The following is a 15,517-nucleotide window of genomic DNA, read 5'->3' as shown; positions in this document are numbered from 1 at the left end:
CGGCAACGTTCGCTGAAGCGCGCATTGGATCGATTCGGACCGCCATCACGCTTCCAGTATCATCACCGGCTGTTAACCGTTTCGGAGAAGCCTCGATGTCCCTGCGCGTGTCCCTGCTGATCCCCCTGCTGCTGTGTGCGCCGCTCGCATACGCACAGGATGCCTCCGAGCTGGCGGCGATGTCCTCGCCGTGGAGCGGCAGCGGTGGCGAGCTCGGCTTTGCCTCGGCACGCGGCAACAGCAGCACCGAGAGCTTCAACGGCCGCCTGCGCCTGCGCTACACCGACGGCGACTGGGTGCACAGCATGGACCTGTTCGGCCTGCGTTCCAGCTCCAAGGTGACCGAAACCAACGACGACGGCACCACCACCCGCCGCAACAACACCACCGCCAACCGCTACACCGGCAGTGCCGGCAGCGCGCTGCAGCTGGGCGAACACCGCCAGCTGACCGCCACGGTGCGTACCGAGCGCGACGACTTCGCCACCTACGACCGCCAGAGCTCGTTCGGTCTGGGTTACGGCACCCGCCTGTGGAACACCGAGCGCTTCTCGTTCGACGCGCAGATCGGCCCCGGTGTGCGCCGCACCCACAGCACCGAGGACGACCGCACCCGCACCGGCCTGATCGGCCGTGGCCTGTTCGACATGAAGTACTCGCTGACCGACAACACCGACCTGGTCAACACGCTGCTGGTCGAATCCGGTTCGTACAACACCTTCGGCCAGAACGACTTCGGTGTCTCGGTGAGCATGAACGAGCACCTGGCACTGAAGGCCGGCTGGCAGGCGCGTTACAACAGTGACGTTGCTGTGGACAAGCGCAAGACCGATACGCTGACCACGATGAACGTGGTCTACAAGTTCAAATAAGCAGAACGGGCGCCGAGGCGCCCGTTCTGCTTCCGGTAGTGCCGGCCGCTGGCCGGCAACTGCATTCAACTGGGGCACGAGGTTGCCGGCCAGCGGCCGGCACTACCTGCGATGGGTCAGACGTTCAGCAGTTCGCCGGCACCGGCATCCAGCAGCATCTTCGCCACGCGCTGGCCCAGCGCCTCCGGATCCCGGGCCGGGCCCAGCGCCTCGGCGCGCACCGCACGACCATCGCTGGCACTGCCGACCAGGCCCTGCAGGTGCAGGTCGTCGCCCTGCCACTGCGCGATGGCGGCCACCGGCACGTGGCAGCTGCCATGCAACGCACGGTTCATCGCCCGCTCGGCTTCCACGCAGGCGCGCGTAGCTGCGTCATCAAGCGTGGCGAAAAGCGCCATCAGGCGCGTATTGCCACCGTCGCACTCCACCGCCACCGCGCCCTGCGCCGGTGCCGGCAGCCACTGCGGCGGTTGCAGGCGCGCGACGATGCGCTCGCCCAGGCCCAGACGCTCCAGGCCGGCCACGGCCAGCACGATGGCGTCGTAGCCACCATTGTCGAGCTTGGCCAGGCGGGTGTTGACGTTGCCGCGCAGGTCCAGCAATTCCAGATCCGGGCGCAGCGCGCGCAACTGGGCCTGGCGGCGCAGCGACGAGGTGCCGACCCGCGCGCCGATCGGCAGCGCATCCAGCGAGGCGTACAGGTTGGAGACGAAACCATCGGCCGGATCGTGGCGGGTCAGCATCGCCGGCAGCGCGAAGGGTTCGTCCAGTTCCATCGGCACATCCTTCAGCGAGTGCACGGCGCAGTCGGCCTCACCGCGCAGCATGGCCAGCTCGAGCTCCTTCAGGAACAGGCCCTTGCCACCGATGGCGGCCAGCGAGCGGTCCAGCACCTCGTCACCACGGGTGCTCATCGGCACCAGTTCCACATGCAGGCCGGGATGAGCCTGGCGCAGGCGGTCGGCGACGTGTTCGCTCTGCCAGAGGGCGAGCGGGCTCTTGCGGGTGGCGATGCGGACGGTTTCCATCCGGTCATTATCGCGCCTATCGGCGGGATACGGCCAACGGCGGAGCCCCTCGTGGCTGGCTGGGGGGCGTAAAAGCAACAGCCGCGCTTGGCCGGGCGGGATGGACTGCGCAGGGGCCGCTGCAAGTACGTCCATGTAAGCTCGGTCGCCGCATCCATGCGGCTCACGCCCCTGCGCAGCCCATCCCGCCCGACCTCTGACAGTTTCCGTGCGCGTCAGCCACGGAAGATCAAAAGAAAAGCAGAGCAACAGCGGGTCGCTTCGCTTTGAGTCGAGCATGGCTCGACTCTACATTTCCCTCCCCACCCGATAACACCAACGCTTTTGCCGTCCGTCACCGGGAGATTCGCGAGGGTGAGGCGGGATGGGCGGGCGGGACCGTTGGCGCCATGGATGGCGCCATCGAGCCCCCATGGATGGGTTTACGGCGTGTCCCGCCCGCCCATCCCGCCTTACCCAGCACGTAGAAACACCGAGCCATGACCCGCTGTAGCTGTAGCTGTTGCTGTTGCTGTTGCTGTTGATTTCGAAGCAGTCGCGGCCGCAGGCCGCGTGGAACACTCACAGATGCCGCAGTTCCTGCTTCAGCGTCGCCACGCAGCGGCGGCTGACTTCCAGCGGCTGCCTGCCATGCCGCAGCACCGCCTGCACCTGCCCGCCCGAGCCGCGGCGCAGTTCCACCAGCTCGTGACGCGCCACCAGGCAGTTGCGATGGATGCGGATGAAACGGCTGGCGAACTCTTCTTCCAGCGACTTCAGCGATTCCTCGATCAGGTCCTCGCCGCGCGCGTGGTGTACCACCACGTACTTCTCTTCGGCCTGCAGGTAGTGGATGTCGTCCAGCGGAATCAGCCGCAGGCTGCCGCGCAGGCGTGCGCACAGCACGCTGCGTGCCTGCTGCCCGCCATGTTCCTGCGGCTGGCCGTCGCGGCCGGCCAGAAACGTGCGTGCGCGTGCGATCGCGGCGGCCAGGCGCTCTGCGCGCACCGGCTTCATCAGGTAGTCGATCGCTGCGGCCTCGAACGCCGACAGCGCATGCGCATCGTAGGCAGTGCAGAACACCACCGCCGGCCGCGGTTCGAAGCTGGCCAGGTGGCGGGCTGCTTCCAGGCCGTCCAGTCCGGGCATTGCGATATCCAGCAGGACCAGGTCCGGCTGCAGCTCCGCGCACGCGTGCAGGGCCTGCTCGCCGTTGCCGGCCTCGGCCACCACGTCCACGCCGTCCTGCGCCGCCAACAGGCTGCGCAGGCGCTCGCGCGCCAGTGGTTCGTCATCGGCGATGACTACCCTCACGATCGTTCCCTCACTGGATCGGCACTGTCACCTGGCAGGCATAGTAGCCTTCGCTCCAGCCAGCCGTCATCCGCGCGGCGCTGCCGAAGCGCCAGGCCAGCCGATGGCCGATGCTGTGCTGGGCATGGCCAGCCCCCCGCGCCAAGGCCAGCCCGGGCGCCTGCGGATCAGGCGCGGGATTGCGCACGCGGATCTGCAGCTCGTTGCCATCGCACAGCAGCTGCAGCTCGATGGTGCCGCCGTCGGGCAGGCGCGAAATGCCGTGCAGCACGGCGTTTTCCACCAGCGGCTGCAGTACCAGCCTCGGCAATGGCAGGTCCCATGGCAGCGGCTCGTCGCGCTGCCAGCGCACCTGCAGGCGTTCGCCCAGGCGCAGCGATTCGATCGACAGGTAGCGCTCGGCCAGCTCGCATTCGTCGCGCAGGGTGGAATCACCCTCGCCTGCACCGAGCGCAGCACGGAACAGATCGGACAGATCGAGCACGGCACGTTCGGCCACCGCGGGATCGCGATGCAGCAGGCTGGCGATCAGGTTCATGCTGTTGAACAGGAAGTGCGGGCGGATCCGCGCCTGCAGCGCGTCGGCCTGGGCGCGTGCATTGGCCTGCACCTGCGCGGCCCAGCGGTCGCTGACATAGAAGTAGCGCAGCGCCAGCGCGGTGATCAGCGCCGTGGTTGCTGCACTCCCAAGGGTGAAGCGCCAGAAGCTGATGCCGCTGGCGAAGCTGTCACCCAGCACCGCGTACAAGGCGTGCACGATGCCGGCACAGACCACCGCGATCAGGGTCGCCAGTGCGATGGCAGCGACCGCCCCCAGCACCTGCGGCAGCCTGGACAGCGCCTGCCGCAGCAGGCACAGGCAGGCCGTCACCGCCAACGCCAGCCACAAGGCGAAGCCACTGGCTGACAGCAGTTCGCCGAAGGTCCAGTGGCGGCTGCCATCCGGGGCCAGGGCCAGCACCACCACCACCAGCTCGGCCAGGCCCAGCATCGCCGCCAGCCGCGGCAGGCGGCACAGTTCCGGCATCCATGGCGGTGTGCTGGCCGGGGACATGGCTCAGCCCGCGCCCAGGCGTTCCTGCAGCCAGTCACCCAGTGCCTGGATCTCTTCGGCACAGACCTGGTGGGCCATCGGGTAGCTGTGCCATTCCACCTCCAGCCCCAGCGCCTGCAGCGCCTGCGCGCTGTGTACGGCCACCGCCTGCGGAATCACCGGGTCGCTGCTGCCATGGGCCATGAACACCGGCACCTGCACGGCACCGTCAACACGCGTGGCGCTTTCAGCTTCGGGCAGGTAAGTGGACAGCGCGATCAGGCCGGCCAGCGGCGCGGTGCGCGACAGCGCAGCGGTCAGGATGATCGCGCCACCCTGCGAGAAGCCGGCCAGGAAGATCTTCTCCGCCGGAATGCCGCGCTCGATCTCACGCGCGATCAGCGCATCCAGCTGCACCACCGATTCCTGCACGCCGGCCATGTCGGCGCGCGAACGGAAGTCCATGCCGACGATGTCGTACCAGCCGCGCATCGGCACGCCGTTGTTGATCGTGATCGGCCGCACCGGTGCGTGCGGGAACACGAAGCGCAGCGCCGGCCAATGCGGCCTCACCAGCTCCGGCACGATCGGCGCGAAATCATGGCCATCGGCGCCGAGGCCGTGCAGCCAGATCACCGACCACTGCGGCGAGGCGCCGGTTTCCTGTTCCACCGTTTGCAGCATGATGCGGCTCCTTCAAGTTCGAGCCGCATTATGCCGCTGGCGCGGGGCATTCAGTACAGCGGCGGTTGCTCGGCCGCTTCACGACGCAGCTGCGCGGCGCGTACCAGCACCGGCGGCGGGATGTTCTCCTCGGGAATGTCCAGCAGCCCCAGGCGATGCAGGAAAGCGCCCGGACCACGCAGCGAGGTCAATGCCACCACCGGGACCGCCAGCACCATGCCGATCACCACCGGCGCCATCCACGCGGCCAGCGACGGCGACACTGCCCAGGCCAGCACGCCCATGAAGGCGCCGAACACACCCAGGCCACCGTAGCCGCGGATCAGTGCCAGCCACGAGATCCCACCGTCGTCACGCTGCTGCGCGTCCCAGCCGGAATCGCGGCCGGACAACACTTCGGCCACGCCCCGCGACTGCACGTACATCACCACCGGCGCCATCAGTGCGGCCAACACGGTTTCCACCAGCATCGACACGAAGGCACGGATCGCACCGCCGCAGCCACGGCGGTCGACCGGGTCCAGCAGCATCGCCAGGTAGCCGAGCACCTTGGGCAGCAGCAGCACCGCCATGGTGGCGGCGAACAGGCGCACCACCTGCTCTTCGTCCTGTGCGCGCCAGTAGACGCTGGGCGACAGGTGCAGCAGGGCGTTGAAATCGATGCCCTCCTGGAACAGCGGGATGGCGATGCCGATCAGCATCAGCATTGCCCACATCGGCGCGGTGAAATAGTGGCCGATGCCGATCAGCATGTGCGTACGGCTGATCCAGTGCAGGCCGCGGCTGCCGACCACCTTGCCGTGCTGCAGGTTGCCCTGGCACCAGCGACGGTCACGCACCAGCAGGTCGGTCAGGGTCGGCGGGCCCTCTTCATAGCTGCCACCGAGGTAGGGCACCATGTGCGCGGCCCAGCCGCCACGCCGCATCAACGCCGCTTCGACGAAGTCATGGCTGAGCACGTGGCCGCCGAACGGCTTGCGACCCGGCAGCGCCGGCAGGCCGGCGTGGTCGGCGAAGGCGCGGGTGCGGATGATGGCGTTGTGGCCCCAGTAGTTGCTCTCGGCGCCATGCCACCAGGCCACGCCACGGGCGATCACCGGCCCGTACACGCGGCCCCCGAACTGCTGCATGCGCGCGAACAGGGTGCGGCCGCCGATCACCGACGGCAGGGTCTGGATCAGGCCGACGTCGGCGTTGTGCTCCATGCCGGCCACCAGGCGCACGATGCTGTCGCCGGTCATCAGGCTGTCGGCGTCGAGGATCAGCATCTGCGGGTAGGCACCGCCGAAGCGGCGGACCCAGTCGGCGATGTTGCCGGCCTTGCGCCCGCTGTTGTCACCACGGCGACGGTAGAACAGGCGGGTCTGCCCGTCCGGCACCCGCTCGCGCAGCTCGGCGAACACCTGCTCCTCGGCAGCGGCGATGTCCTCGCGACGGGTATCGCTGAGCACGAAGAAATCGAAGCGGTCGAGCTGGCCGGTGGCCGCCACCGACTCGTAGATCGCCTGCAGGCCCGCCAGCAGGCGGCGCGGGTCTTCGTTGTAGGTCGGCATCAGCAGTGCGGTGCGGCTGTGCACGGTCGGCAGCGGCTTGTCCGGGTCGATGCCGAGGCGGTAGCCACGGTCGAACACGGCGGTCAGGAAGCCGGCCAGGGCGCTGGCGAAAGACAGCGCGATCCAGGCAAACAGGCCAACGAACAGTACCAGCAGGCAGGCTTCGAGCACGCTGATGCCATTGGCCGACAGCACCCGCCACATCATCCGCGTGGCTACGGCGGTCATGCCGAGCGTGCCACCGAAGATGTACAGCCGGCGCAGGCCGATCAGGCGCGGCGACGTGCGGTGCCGCCGGACCTTCAGCGCGCCTTCGCGCAGGGTCTGTTCGGGCATCTGCAACGGAGATTCAGCGGGCAGCAGCGCCCAGCCGGCATCGAGCCGGGGCGTTTCTGCTTCCGCATGGATGGTCTGCACCCCCATCGCCGCCTACTCCGCGCCGTCGGCACGGCCGGCCATCCCGGCCGGGCTGCATGCACCAAGGTTCCCGGCGCGCTTTCCCGGCGCCCGCACTTGTCCTGGCTGTGTCGGCCTCAGGCCGCACAGTCGATGTCTGTCACTACCGGAACCCACACGATCTCCAACGGGGCGGAATCGAAAATGCGGCCCAGTCTAGGGCGCCGAATGTAAGCCGCGCGCGAAGGTCTACGCCGGGATTTATCCCCATTCAGCAAATAGCAGGCGATCACGCCGGGGAATGGCCAGATGTCATTACATCGCCCCCGGTACTGGATCGTAACAAACGCGAACGGTTATCATTTCATTAACCAGGCAGGTCACCGTCTTCCGCACGGCCGCGACCCACCCAGCTGCGCCGGTCCACACCGCGCGCCCGACGACCCACGGAAGGGTGGCTGCCTGCTGTCTGCCTGCGCCTGCTGCTTCCACAGGGTCTCCCCACCTCCCATGGAAGCCGTCATGTCCCTGTCGTCCCGTTACCGTTCCGCGCGCCTGCCGCGCACCCGCCTGGCCCACGCCCTGGCCTCCGCCTGCCTGCTGGCCCTGCCCGGCCTGGCCGCTGCAGAGGCCAGCGCCGATGCCTCCACCAAGGACCTGGATACCGTGGTGGTCACCGCCTCGGGCAGCCAGCAATGGATCAAGGATGCCCCGGCCAGCATCAGCGTGATCAGCCGTGAGGACATCGAGCGCCAACCGGTGCCCGACCTGGCCACCCTGCTCAGCCGCGTGCCGGGCGTGACCGGCGGTCTCAGCGCGGTCGGCGAACAGTCCAAGATCAAGCTGCGCGGCATGCCGTCCAACTACACGCTGGTGCTGGTGGACGGCAAGCGCATGGGCAGCTCGGCCGCGACCAACTATCGCCCCGACCTAGGCCGCCAGGACCTGAACTGGATCTCGCCCGACCAAATCGAACGCATCGAAGTGGTGCGCGGCCCGATGTCGTCGCTGTACGGCTCTGACGCGATGGGCGGCGTGATCAACATCATTACCCGGCGCATCGGCGACGAATGGAATGGCAGCGCCACCCACAGCTACACCCGTCCCGGTGATGGCAAGCGCGGCGATACCCAGCAGATCGGCGCCACCTTCTCCGGCCCGCTGGGCGAACGCTTCGGCCTGCGCATCGGTGCCAACAGCATGCGCCGTGATTCGGACCAGTCCAATAACGGTGTCTACGGCAATGCCTACGCCGGCGAGAAGGACCGCAATGTCGATGCGCTGCTGCAGTGGAAGCTGAGCGATGCACAGGAACTGTCGCTGGAAGCCGGCCATGGCGTGCAGCAGGCCTTCATCGATGCGTCACTGGAAAAGCAGGACGAAGGCGCCTGGGGCGCCAGTGAGCTCAAGCGCAGCTCGCTGGCGCTCAACCACGATGGCACGTGGAGCTTCGGCACCTCCAAGCTCAGCGCGTACTGGACCGAATACAAGAACGACATCGGTGCCACCGGCCGCTCCGAGGCCACCGACACGATCATCGAAGGCAGCCTGACCACGCCGTTCACCCTGGGCGTTGAACACCAGTTCGCCGTGGGTGGGCAATGGAAGCGCCAGGAGCTGACCAACACCGACACCATCGGCCGCGCGCCGATCGACTACGCCGGCAACGCCGTCAGCGGCTCCAACCTGGAAGTGGATACGTGGGCGCTGTTCGTCGAAGACGAACTGAAGCTGCACCGCACCCTGGCCCTGACCGTGGGCGCGCGCCTGGACCACCATGAGAAGTTCGGCGGCCACGTCAGCCCGCGTGCGTACCTGGTCTGGCATCCGGCCGAACAGTGGACGATCCGCGGTGGCGTCTCCAAGGGCTTCCGGGCGCCCAGCCTGACCGAGAATTCGGCCACCGCGGCCACCCAGTCCGGCGGCCGCGGCTGCACCTCGCTGATCCCGCTGGGCTATACCCGCGGCGGCTGCTACATGGCCGGCAACCCGGACCTGGATCCGGAAACCAGCACCAACCGCGAGATCGGCATCAGCTTCGACAATGACCTGATCGATGTCGGCGTGACCTATTTCCACACCGACTTCCGGAACAAGATCGAGTACGCACCACTGGGCCGGTTCAACGGCATCTGGTGGACGCGCATGAGCAACGTGCAGCGCGCGCGCACCAGCGGCATGGAAGGCAACTTCAATGTCCGTTTCGGCGAGCAGTGGCGCTGGCGCACCTCGGCCACCTGGATGAAGGAAGCCAAGAACCTGACCACCGGCCGCAACCTGATCGATACGCCGGAATTCTCCGGCTACTCGTCACTGGACTGGACGCCGAACACGCTGTTCTCCAGCAGCCTGTCGGCGCAGTACACCGGCAAGCAGACCGGCACCGCCACGACCTTCCTCAAGGCCTACACGCTGTATGACCTGACCGCCGCATGGAACGTCAACGAGGTGCTGACCCTGCGCGGCGGGGTCAGCAACCTGGCCGACAAGAAGCTGTATGCCGAAGGCTCCACCGACTACTTCGTGGCCGGGCGCAGCTACTTCCTCAGCATGACCGCGCGGTTCTGACCGACGGCGCGCGCCGTGATCGCGCTGGCGACATGCCAGCGCGATCGACGGTGTTGCGGGTTACTCGCTTTCCAGCGCGGCCGGTGCCGCATCCCGCGTGGCGGCCGTGCGTGCACGGTCCATCGCCACCGCCAGTTGCTGGCGTGCGAGCAGTTGTTGTGCCTGCACCACTTCAGGTGTCGGCAGGAGCACCGGTCCCGGTGCGTTTTCCGGTGTAGCAGGTGTGGTCATGCAACCTCCATGGACATCCCGCCGCCGCCCGGGTCCAACCGGGGCGGCAGCGGAACTGCGCACCCTATCCTAAAAACAAGGCGGGCGGGTGACGGTGCGGCGCCCGGCCGCAGCGCCACACCGCCCCACCCGTCACATTTTTGACGCCCGAGGCTGGTTTCCTGAACCGTTCGCCCCGTATCATGTAAACGTTTTCCTACAAGGACGTATTCGTCAATGAACGCAGTCGACCTCTCCCGCTTCAGCCCGAAGTGGCAGTTCCGCTTCAACTTCTTCCAGCAGCACGGCGCTCCCAAGGAGCCGGGCTTCAAGCAGGCCTGGAAGGCGCTGTCCTTCGGCGACCGCCTGAAGATCAACATCAACGTCTTCGCCTTCTTCTTCGGCGCCATCTACCTGTTCATCCTGGGCATGTGGCGCAAGGCGCTGGTGGTGATCGGCATCAACATCGTGCTGGTCATCGTCACCTTGTTCCTGCCGGAGATCATCGCCCGCGCACTGTTCATCGCCATGAACTTCCTGGTCGCCTCCAGCACCAACTACAGCTACTACCTGGAGCAGGTGAAGGGCAAGGCCAGCTGGAACCCGTTCGAAGGCATGTTCTAAGCCACCGCAGTCACCGGACGCGGTCCGGTGCACCAGCGAGAGCAACGAGAACGCCCGGCCCTGGCCGGGCGTTCTCGTTCATGCAGTGCCTCAAGCTGCGCGGCGTGACGGCACCTGCGGCTCGGCCTGCAGGCGGAAGCGCGACACCGCCACCGCCAACTGCTCGGCCTGCTCTTCCATCGCCCGCGCGGCGGCGCTGGCTTCCTCCACCAGCGCGGCGTTCTGCTGGGTGGTTTCGTCCATCTGCACCACGGTCTGGTTGACCTGCTCGATGCCGGCCGACTGCTCGCGCGAGGCCGCCGAGATCTCGGCCATGATCTCGTTGACCCGGCCGACCTGGCCGACGATCTCCTGCATGGTGCGGCCCGCACCGTGCACCAGCTGCGCACCGGCACCCACCTGCGCCACCGAGGCGTCGATCAGCTCCTTGATCTCCTTCGCAGCACCGGCCGAGCGCTGCGCCAGTGCGCGCACTTCGCTGGCGACCACGGCGAAGCCGCGACCCTGCTCACCGGCGCGCGCCGCTTCCACTGCCGCGTTCAGCGCCAGGATGTTGGTCTGGAACGCGATGCCATCGATCACCGAGATGATCTCGGCGATGCGCTGCGACGACGCCTCGATCTGCTCCATGGTGTGCACCACCTGGCTGACCACCTGGCCGCCTTCGCTGGCCACGCCCGCCGCGGAACCGGCCAGCGTGTTGGCCTGCAGCGCATGGTCGGCATTCTGGCGCACGGTGGAGGTCAGTTCTTCCATCGACGCGGCCGTTTCTTCCAGGTTGGCGGCCTGCTGTTCGGTGCGCCGCGACAGATCGCTGTTGCCGGCGGCGATCTCGCCGGCGGCCAGGCGGATGCTGGCCGCCGACTGCTGGATCTGGCCGACGATCTGGGTCAGCTGCTGCACGGTGCTGTTGGCATCGTCGCGCATCACTGCGAACACCCCGTGGAAGTCGCCCTGCATGCGGGCACTGAGGTCACCGGCGGCAATCGCGCGCAGCAGCGTCGACAGTGCCGCCAGGTTGTGGTCGCTGACCTGCATCATGGTGTTCAGGGTCTCCACCATGCGGCGGAAATCGTGGTCGAAGCGCAGTGCATCACCGCGCACGGCGAAATCACCGGCGGCGGCAGCGGCGGCCAGCTGCTGGATCTGCTCGTTGATCGCGGCCAGGTTGCTCTTGGTGGTCGCCATCGCGGCGGTGAACACCGCCTTCTCGCCCGGCAGTGCTTCCATGTCCACGCTGAGGTCGCCGATGGCATAACGCTGCATCACTTCAACGAGACGCTGGGTGACCGCGTTGCTGGAGGCCACCAGCTGGTTGCTGTCGGCCACCATGCGACCGTACTCACCCGGGAACGTCGCGGCATCCATGCGGTAGCTGAGTTCACCGGCATCGTGGCGGCGCGCCATTTCGGCCTGCGCAGCCATCACCGCTTGCAGCTGGCCGCGCATGCCCTGCATCGCGTCCAGCAGGCGCCCCACTTCGTCGTTGCTGCGCGCCGGCAGCGTGCTGTCCAGCTTGCCGGCGGCGACGTCACCGGCCACGCGCACCGCTTCGGCCAGCGGGCGGATCGCCAGGCGGCGCAGCAGTACATAGACACCGGCACTGAGGGTCAGCGCGGCGATCACGCCGACCAGCAGGGTCAGCCACAGCAGCTGGCGCGCTTCGGCCACGATCACCGCATGCGGCATCACCACACCCAGCGCGAAGCGCTGCGGAGCATCGCCCACGCGCAGCGGCACATACACCCGCACGTTGCCGGCCGCGTCGGGGCTGAAGGCCTCGAACGGACGGTCGGCGGCGATCTCGGCGAGCATGCTGCGGGTCAGCGTATCGTTGCGCGGCTTGCCGATCTCGGCGGCGTTGGCCGAGGCCAACACCACGCCCTTCGGCGACAGCAGTTCGACGCGGCCGGCGCCCATCGGCTTCAACGTGGCCAGGTGCTTCTGCAGTGCCGCCAGCGAGAAGTCGACGGTGAATACACCGAGGAACCTGTCGTTCTCGATGATCGGCGTGCTCAGCGTACTCATCAGCACCTGCTGCCCGCCGATGTCATAGGCATAGGGCTCGCTGACCTTGGGGAGCTTGTCGCGGCTGGGCACCATGTACCAGTCACCGGAACCGCTGGCGGTCTCGGTGTAGTCGGTCATGACCGACTGCTGCGGCTTGCCGTCATGCCAGGCCCAGTAGCTCATGTAGCGGCCGGTGGCGTCGTGCGCTTCGGTATTGACGAACGCCGCATCCTTGCCGTCGAAGGCGTCGGCCTCCCACATGGTGCTCTTGCCCAGCCATTCCGGATGGGTGCGCAGCTGCTCACCCAGCACGGCGGCCAGGCTGGCGCGATCGGGCACATCGCCACGGGCGCGCTGGGCCAGCACGGTCTCGACCATGGCGTCATTGCTGGCGAAGGCAGTACCCAGATCGGCCGAGACCTGGCGTGCTTCGGCGTTGGCTTCGCTGGTCATGGTCTGGCGCGAGGCGCTGATCAGGCTGGCGCTGGCCTGTCGGTAGATCAGGAACGCGGTCAGGCCGAAGCACAGCAGCGCGATCGCGGCGGTGCCCAGCATCAGCTTGTGGGCGATGCTGCCCGGGCGGCGGGCAGCGGCGGAGCGGGAAGAAGGCATGGGAGGGTCCGCAAGGCAGTTCAGGACGACCGGCACCACGAGGGCACCGCGCAGGCGCGCGATCCGTCGCGCAGGCCGCCGGCCGCCGGGGTGGTCCCGGCGCTGGAAGCGCACCGGGTTAGCGGCCGCCCGCCAACGAGGTTGAGGCGACCCGCCTACACATTCCTGAATCCGCTCAGGGTCGGCTCAGCTACCCGCCCCCCCGCGATGGCCTCACTCGGCCACGCGGTCCTTGATCCACTGCGCGCGCGGCAGTACCTCGATGCTGCCGACGGCATACTGCTGCAGCACGTCGTCCGGCCCGAAGCACGGTTGCCAGCCCAGCTCGCTGCGCAGGCGGGCACTGTCGTAGACACGGTCGATGCTCAATGGCAGCGGCCAGCCACGGCGTTCGAACTCGGCCAGCAGCTGCGGCGCGCGACGGGCCAGCACGCTGCGCGGGTGGGTGGCCAGTTCCAGGCAGTCCTCGCGCCGGAACGGCGTCGGTGCGCAGGCGAGGTAGCGGGCGAATCGGGCGCCTTCGTCGAGCAGCAGTGCAGCGTGTGCGCTGGCCACATCGCGGGCGTCGATGCCGCGATGCAGGCGGAACATCGCCATGCGCTCGGGCGGTTCCGGGAAACACCGGCCCATGCGCAGCACGCGAACGCTGAAGCCCGGCGTGGCGGCAGCTTCAGCCAGGGTCTCGGCCTGCAGCTTGGTGCGATGGTAGATCGTGCGCGGCAGCGGCTCGGTGTCTTCGTCGATCCAACGGCAGCCACCGGCTACCACGGCATGGCCGTACAGCGCCGTGGTGCTGGTCAGCACGAAACGCCGTGCGCCGGCTTCGCGTGCGGCCTGCAGCAGGTGCGCGGTTGCCTCCACGTTGATCTGCTGGAACACCGCGTCCGGCACCAGGCCGACATGCGGGGCATGCAGGGCCGCAGTATGGATGACCGCGTCCACGCCCTTTACCGCGCGTGCGACGGCCTGGCGGTCGGTGACATCGGCAATGATGCGCGTGGTGGCGAACGGGCTGCGATCCAGCCCCACCACTTCGTGGGCGGCCGCCAATGCACCGAAGATCGCGCGCCCGATGCGCCCGGAACTGCCGGTCAACAGAATCTTCATTGAGTCCATTCACTCGAAGCGCCCGGGAACTACCGGGATGCTTCGATTCTAGGCATGCATTCGCGCATCTGCGATAGGACAGCCATGCAATCGTGCGTTCATCTTGACGACTTTACGGGCGCCAGCAGTTGCCGCGCGATGAACAGCGGATCGTCGCCGCCGGCCACATCAGGCCTCACGCCGGTGCCTTCCCAGTTGCCGCCGGTGCGCAGGTTGATCGGTTGCCGGTCGGGAATGCTGATCTGATAGCCATCGGGCAGCAGCACAGGATCACCAAACATATGCGCTGCGCCGCCACTGCGCGTGCCAACAATGCGTGCGCGGCCCAGTGCCTGCAGCGAATAGGCGACGAACTCGGCCGCCGAACCGGTGCGGCGGTCGATCAGCACCACCAGCGGTTTCAGGTAGGCGGGCAGGCTCGCCGGCGGCAACGGTACCGGCGTGCGCCGGCCGCGCTGGTCCAGCTGCTGCACCGTGCCGATCTTCGCGTCCAGCAGCGTCCGTACCAGCAGATCGGCACTTGCGTCGTCGCCGCCGCCGTTCTGGCGCAGGTCCAGCACCAGGCCATCGGTGTCGGCCAACAGCGTGAAGGCCGCAGCGAACTTCGGCCGCGCCAGATCCAGCGGATAGAAGGTACTCAAACGCAGGTAGCCAACGTTGCCCTCCAGCACCCGCACCTCGCGCACGCCGGCGCCGTTGCTGCGGGCATCGGCGCGCCAGGCCATCAACCAGTCGTCCTGGCCGGCCGCCGCGTCCACGCGTTCAACGTGGAAGTGGCCATCGAACACGTCCAGGTCCTGGTTCAGGCGTGCGCTGAACGCAGCAGGATCCGAGCAGCTGTCCGCATAGCGCTGCTGCGTCGACCAGCTGCGCAGAGCGGCGGCGATGCGGGCGCCCTCCGCCTCGTCCAGGTACTGCGCCTGCACGGCGCTGGCGGCCGCCTGCAGGACCCCGTCCTGCGCGGGGCAGGCCGCCGCAAGCAACGCGCCGAGCATCCAGGAGACCGCCATCATCCACCCCGCATTGAATATATATAAGTGCTTATATATCATCCCGGTCATGGATCTCCAACACGCCACGCTGGGTACCCTGCTGCGCGCCCTGCTCGACCAGCTGGACCCGGCCGTCGAGCAGGCCTACCAGGACCTGCACCTGGACTACCGGCCGCGCTACACGCCGGTGCTGCGCACGCTGATGGCGCAGGGCCCCTGCCGGATCAAGGACCTCGCGCTGGCCTGCGGGCTCAGCCATTCGGCGCTCAGCCAGACCGTGGCGGCGATGGTGCGCGATGGCTGGCTGGACACTGCCAACGGTGACGACGGGCGCGAACGCATCCTGCAGTTGAGCCCACGCGCGCAGCGCGCGATACCTGTGCTGCGGGCGCAATGGCAGGCCACCGCAGTGGCGGCACGCAGCCTCGATGCCGATCTGGGGCAATCGCTGGAGCAGGTGCTGCGCGAAGCACTGGTGGCGCTCGAACAACGGCCCTTCGCACAGCGCCTGCAGGACGCCCGCCGTCGCTGAAGC

The 15,517-nt window shown here is 67.8% G+C and carries 13 protein-coding genes; 4 read left to right on the top strand and 9 right to left on the bottom strand.

What is annotated here, in order from left to right:
- Window positions 1–95 precede the first annotated feature (95 nt).
- The gene (locus tag BKE09_RS14385; protein WP_049445907.1) at window positions 96–872 is read left to right on the top strand and encodes a DUF481 domain-containing protein; all 777 of its coding nucleotides are present in this window, start codon (window positions 96–98) and stop codon (window positions 870–872) included.
- Between the two features lie 116 nt (window positions 873–988).
- Here the strand turns inward: BKE09_RS14385 and hemC are convergent, their stop codons facing one another.
- The 5 genes from hemC to mdoH form a co-directional block, all read right to left on the bottom strand.
- Window positions 989–1,900: a hydroxymethylbilane synthase gene (gene hemC / locus BKE09_RS14380; protein WP_075676175.1), complete on the bottom strand. Its 912-nt coding sequence runs from the start codon at window positions 1,898–1,900 to the stop codon at window positions 989–991.
- Window positions 1,901–2,461: 561 nt separating this feature from the next.
- Window positions 2,462–3,193, bottom strand: a complete 732-nt coding sequence (locus BKE09_RS14375; RefSeq protein WP_049443312.1) for a LytTR family DNA-binding domain-containing protein — start codon at window positions 3,191–3,193, stop codon at window positions 2,462–2,464.
- A 10-nt stretch (window positions 3,194–3,203) separates the two neighbouring features.
- A complete protein-coding gene (locus BKE09_RS14370) occupies window positions 3,204–4,247 on the bottom strand; it encodes a sensor histidine kinase (RefSeq protein WP_075676174.1) in 1,044 nt (347 codons plus the stop codon).
- A 3-nt stretch (window positions 4,248–4,250) separates the two neighbouring features.
- Complete coding sequence (locus BKE09_RS14365; protein WP_075676173.1) at window positions 4,251–4,910, bottom strand: alpha/beta hydrolase; 660 nt, start codon at window positions 4,908–4,910, stop codon at window positions 4,251–4,253.
- Between the two features lie 50 nt (window positions 4,911–4,960).
- Window positions 4,961–6,886, bottom strand: coding sequence for a glucans biosynthesis glucosyltransferase MdoH (gene mdoH, locus BKE09_RS14360; protein ID WP_075676172.1), 1,926 nt, complete (start codon window positions 6,884–6,886; stop codon window positions 4,961–4,963).
- Between the two features lie 495 nt (window positions 6,887–7,381).
- On the opposite strand from mdoH, the gene BKE09_RS14350 reads away from it, so the two are divergent.
- Window positions 7,382–9,427, top strand: coding sequence for a TonB-dependent receptor (locus tag BKE09_RS14350; RefSeq protein ID WP_075676171.1), 2,046 nt, complete (start codon window positions 7,382–7,384; stop codon window positions 9,425–9,427).
- A gap of 60 nt (window positions 9,428–9,487) precedes the next feature.
- Here BKE09_RS14350 and BKE09_RS23535 read toward each other — a convergent pair whose 3' ends face one another.
- Window positions 9,488–9,658, bottom strand: coding sequence for a hypothetical protein (locus BKE09_RS23535; RefSeq protein WP_005419553.1), 171 nt, complete (start codon window positions 9,656–9,658; stop codon window positions 9,488–9,490).
- Window positions 9,659–9,874: 216 nt separating this feature from the next.
- Between BKE09_RS23535 and BKE09_RS14345 the strand changes: the two genes are divergently transcribed.
- Entirely contained in the window at window positions 9,875–10,261 is a 387-nt protein-coding gene (locus BKE09_RS14345; protein WP_075676170.1) for a DUF2628 domain-containing protein, read from the top strand.
- Window positions 10,262–10,351: 90 nt separating this feature from the next.
- Here the strand turns inward: BKE09_RS14345 and BKE09_RS14340 are convergent, their stop codons facing one another.
- From BKE09_RS14340 to BKE09_RS14330, 3 genes are all read right to left on the bottom strand, one after another.
- Complete coding sequence (locus BKE09_RS14340) at window positions 10,352–12,883, bottom strand: methyl-accepting chemotaxis protein (RefSeq protein ID WP_075676169.1); 2,532 nt, start codon at window positions 12,881–12,883, stop codon at window positions 10,352–10,354.
- A 213-nt stretch (window positions 12,884–13,096) separates the two neighbouring features.
- Window positions 13,097–13,990 (bottom strand): NAD(P)-dependent oxidoreductase, encoded by an 894-nt coding sequence (locus tag BKE09_RS14335; RefSeq protein ID WP_014038589.1) that lies wholly within the window; start codon window positions 13,988–13,990, stop codon window positions 13,097–13,099.
- A gap of 98 nt (window positions 13,991–14,088) precedes the next feature.
- The gene (locus BKE09_RS14330) at window positions 14,089–15,000 is read right to left on the bottom strand and encodes a S41 family peptidase (protein ID WP_075676762.1); all 912 of its coding nucleotides are present in this window, start codon (window positions 14,998–15,000) and stop codon (window positions 14,089–14,091) included.
- 49 nt (window positions 15,001–15,049) lie between these two features.
- Between BKE09_RS14330 and BKE09_RS14325 the strand changes: the two genes are divergently transcribed.
- Window positions 15,050–15,514: a MarR family transcriptional regulator gene (locus BKE09_RS14325; RefSeq protein WP_075676168.1), complete on the top strand. Its 465-nt coding sequence runs from the start codon at window positions 15,050–15,052 to the stop codon at window positions 15,512–15,514.
- Window positions 15,515–15,517: the final 3 nt, after the last annotated feature.

Source organism: Stenotrophomonas sp. TD3 (assembly GCF_001939825.1).
Taxonomy (GTDB): domain Bacteria; phylum Pseudomonadota; class Gammaproteobacteria; order Xanthomonadales; family Xanthomonadaceae; genus Stenotrophomonas.
This window is presented reverse-complemented; position numbering and strand designations above follow the sequence as displayed.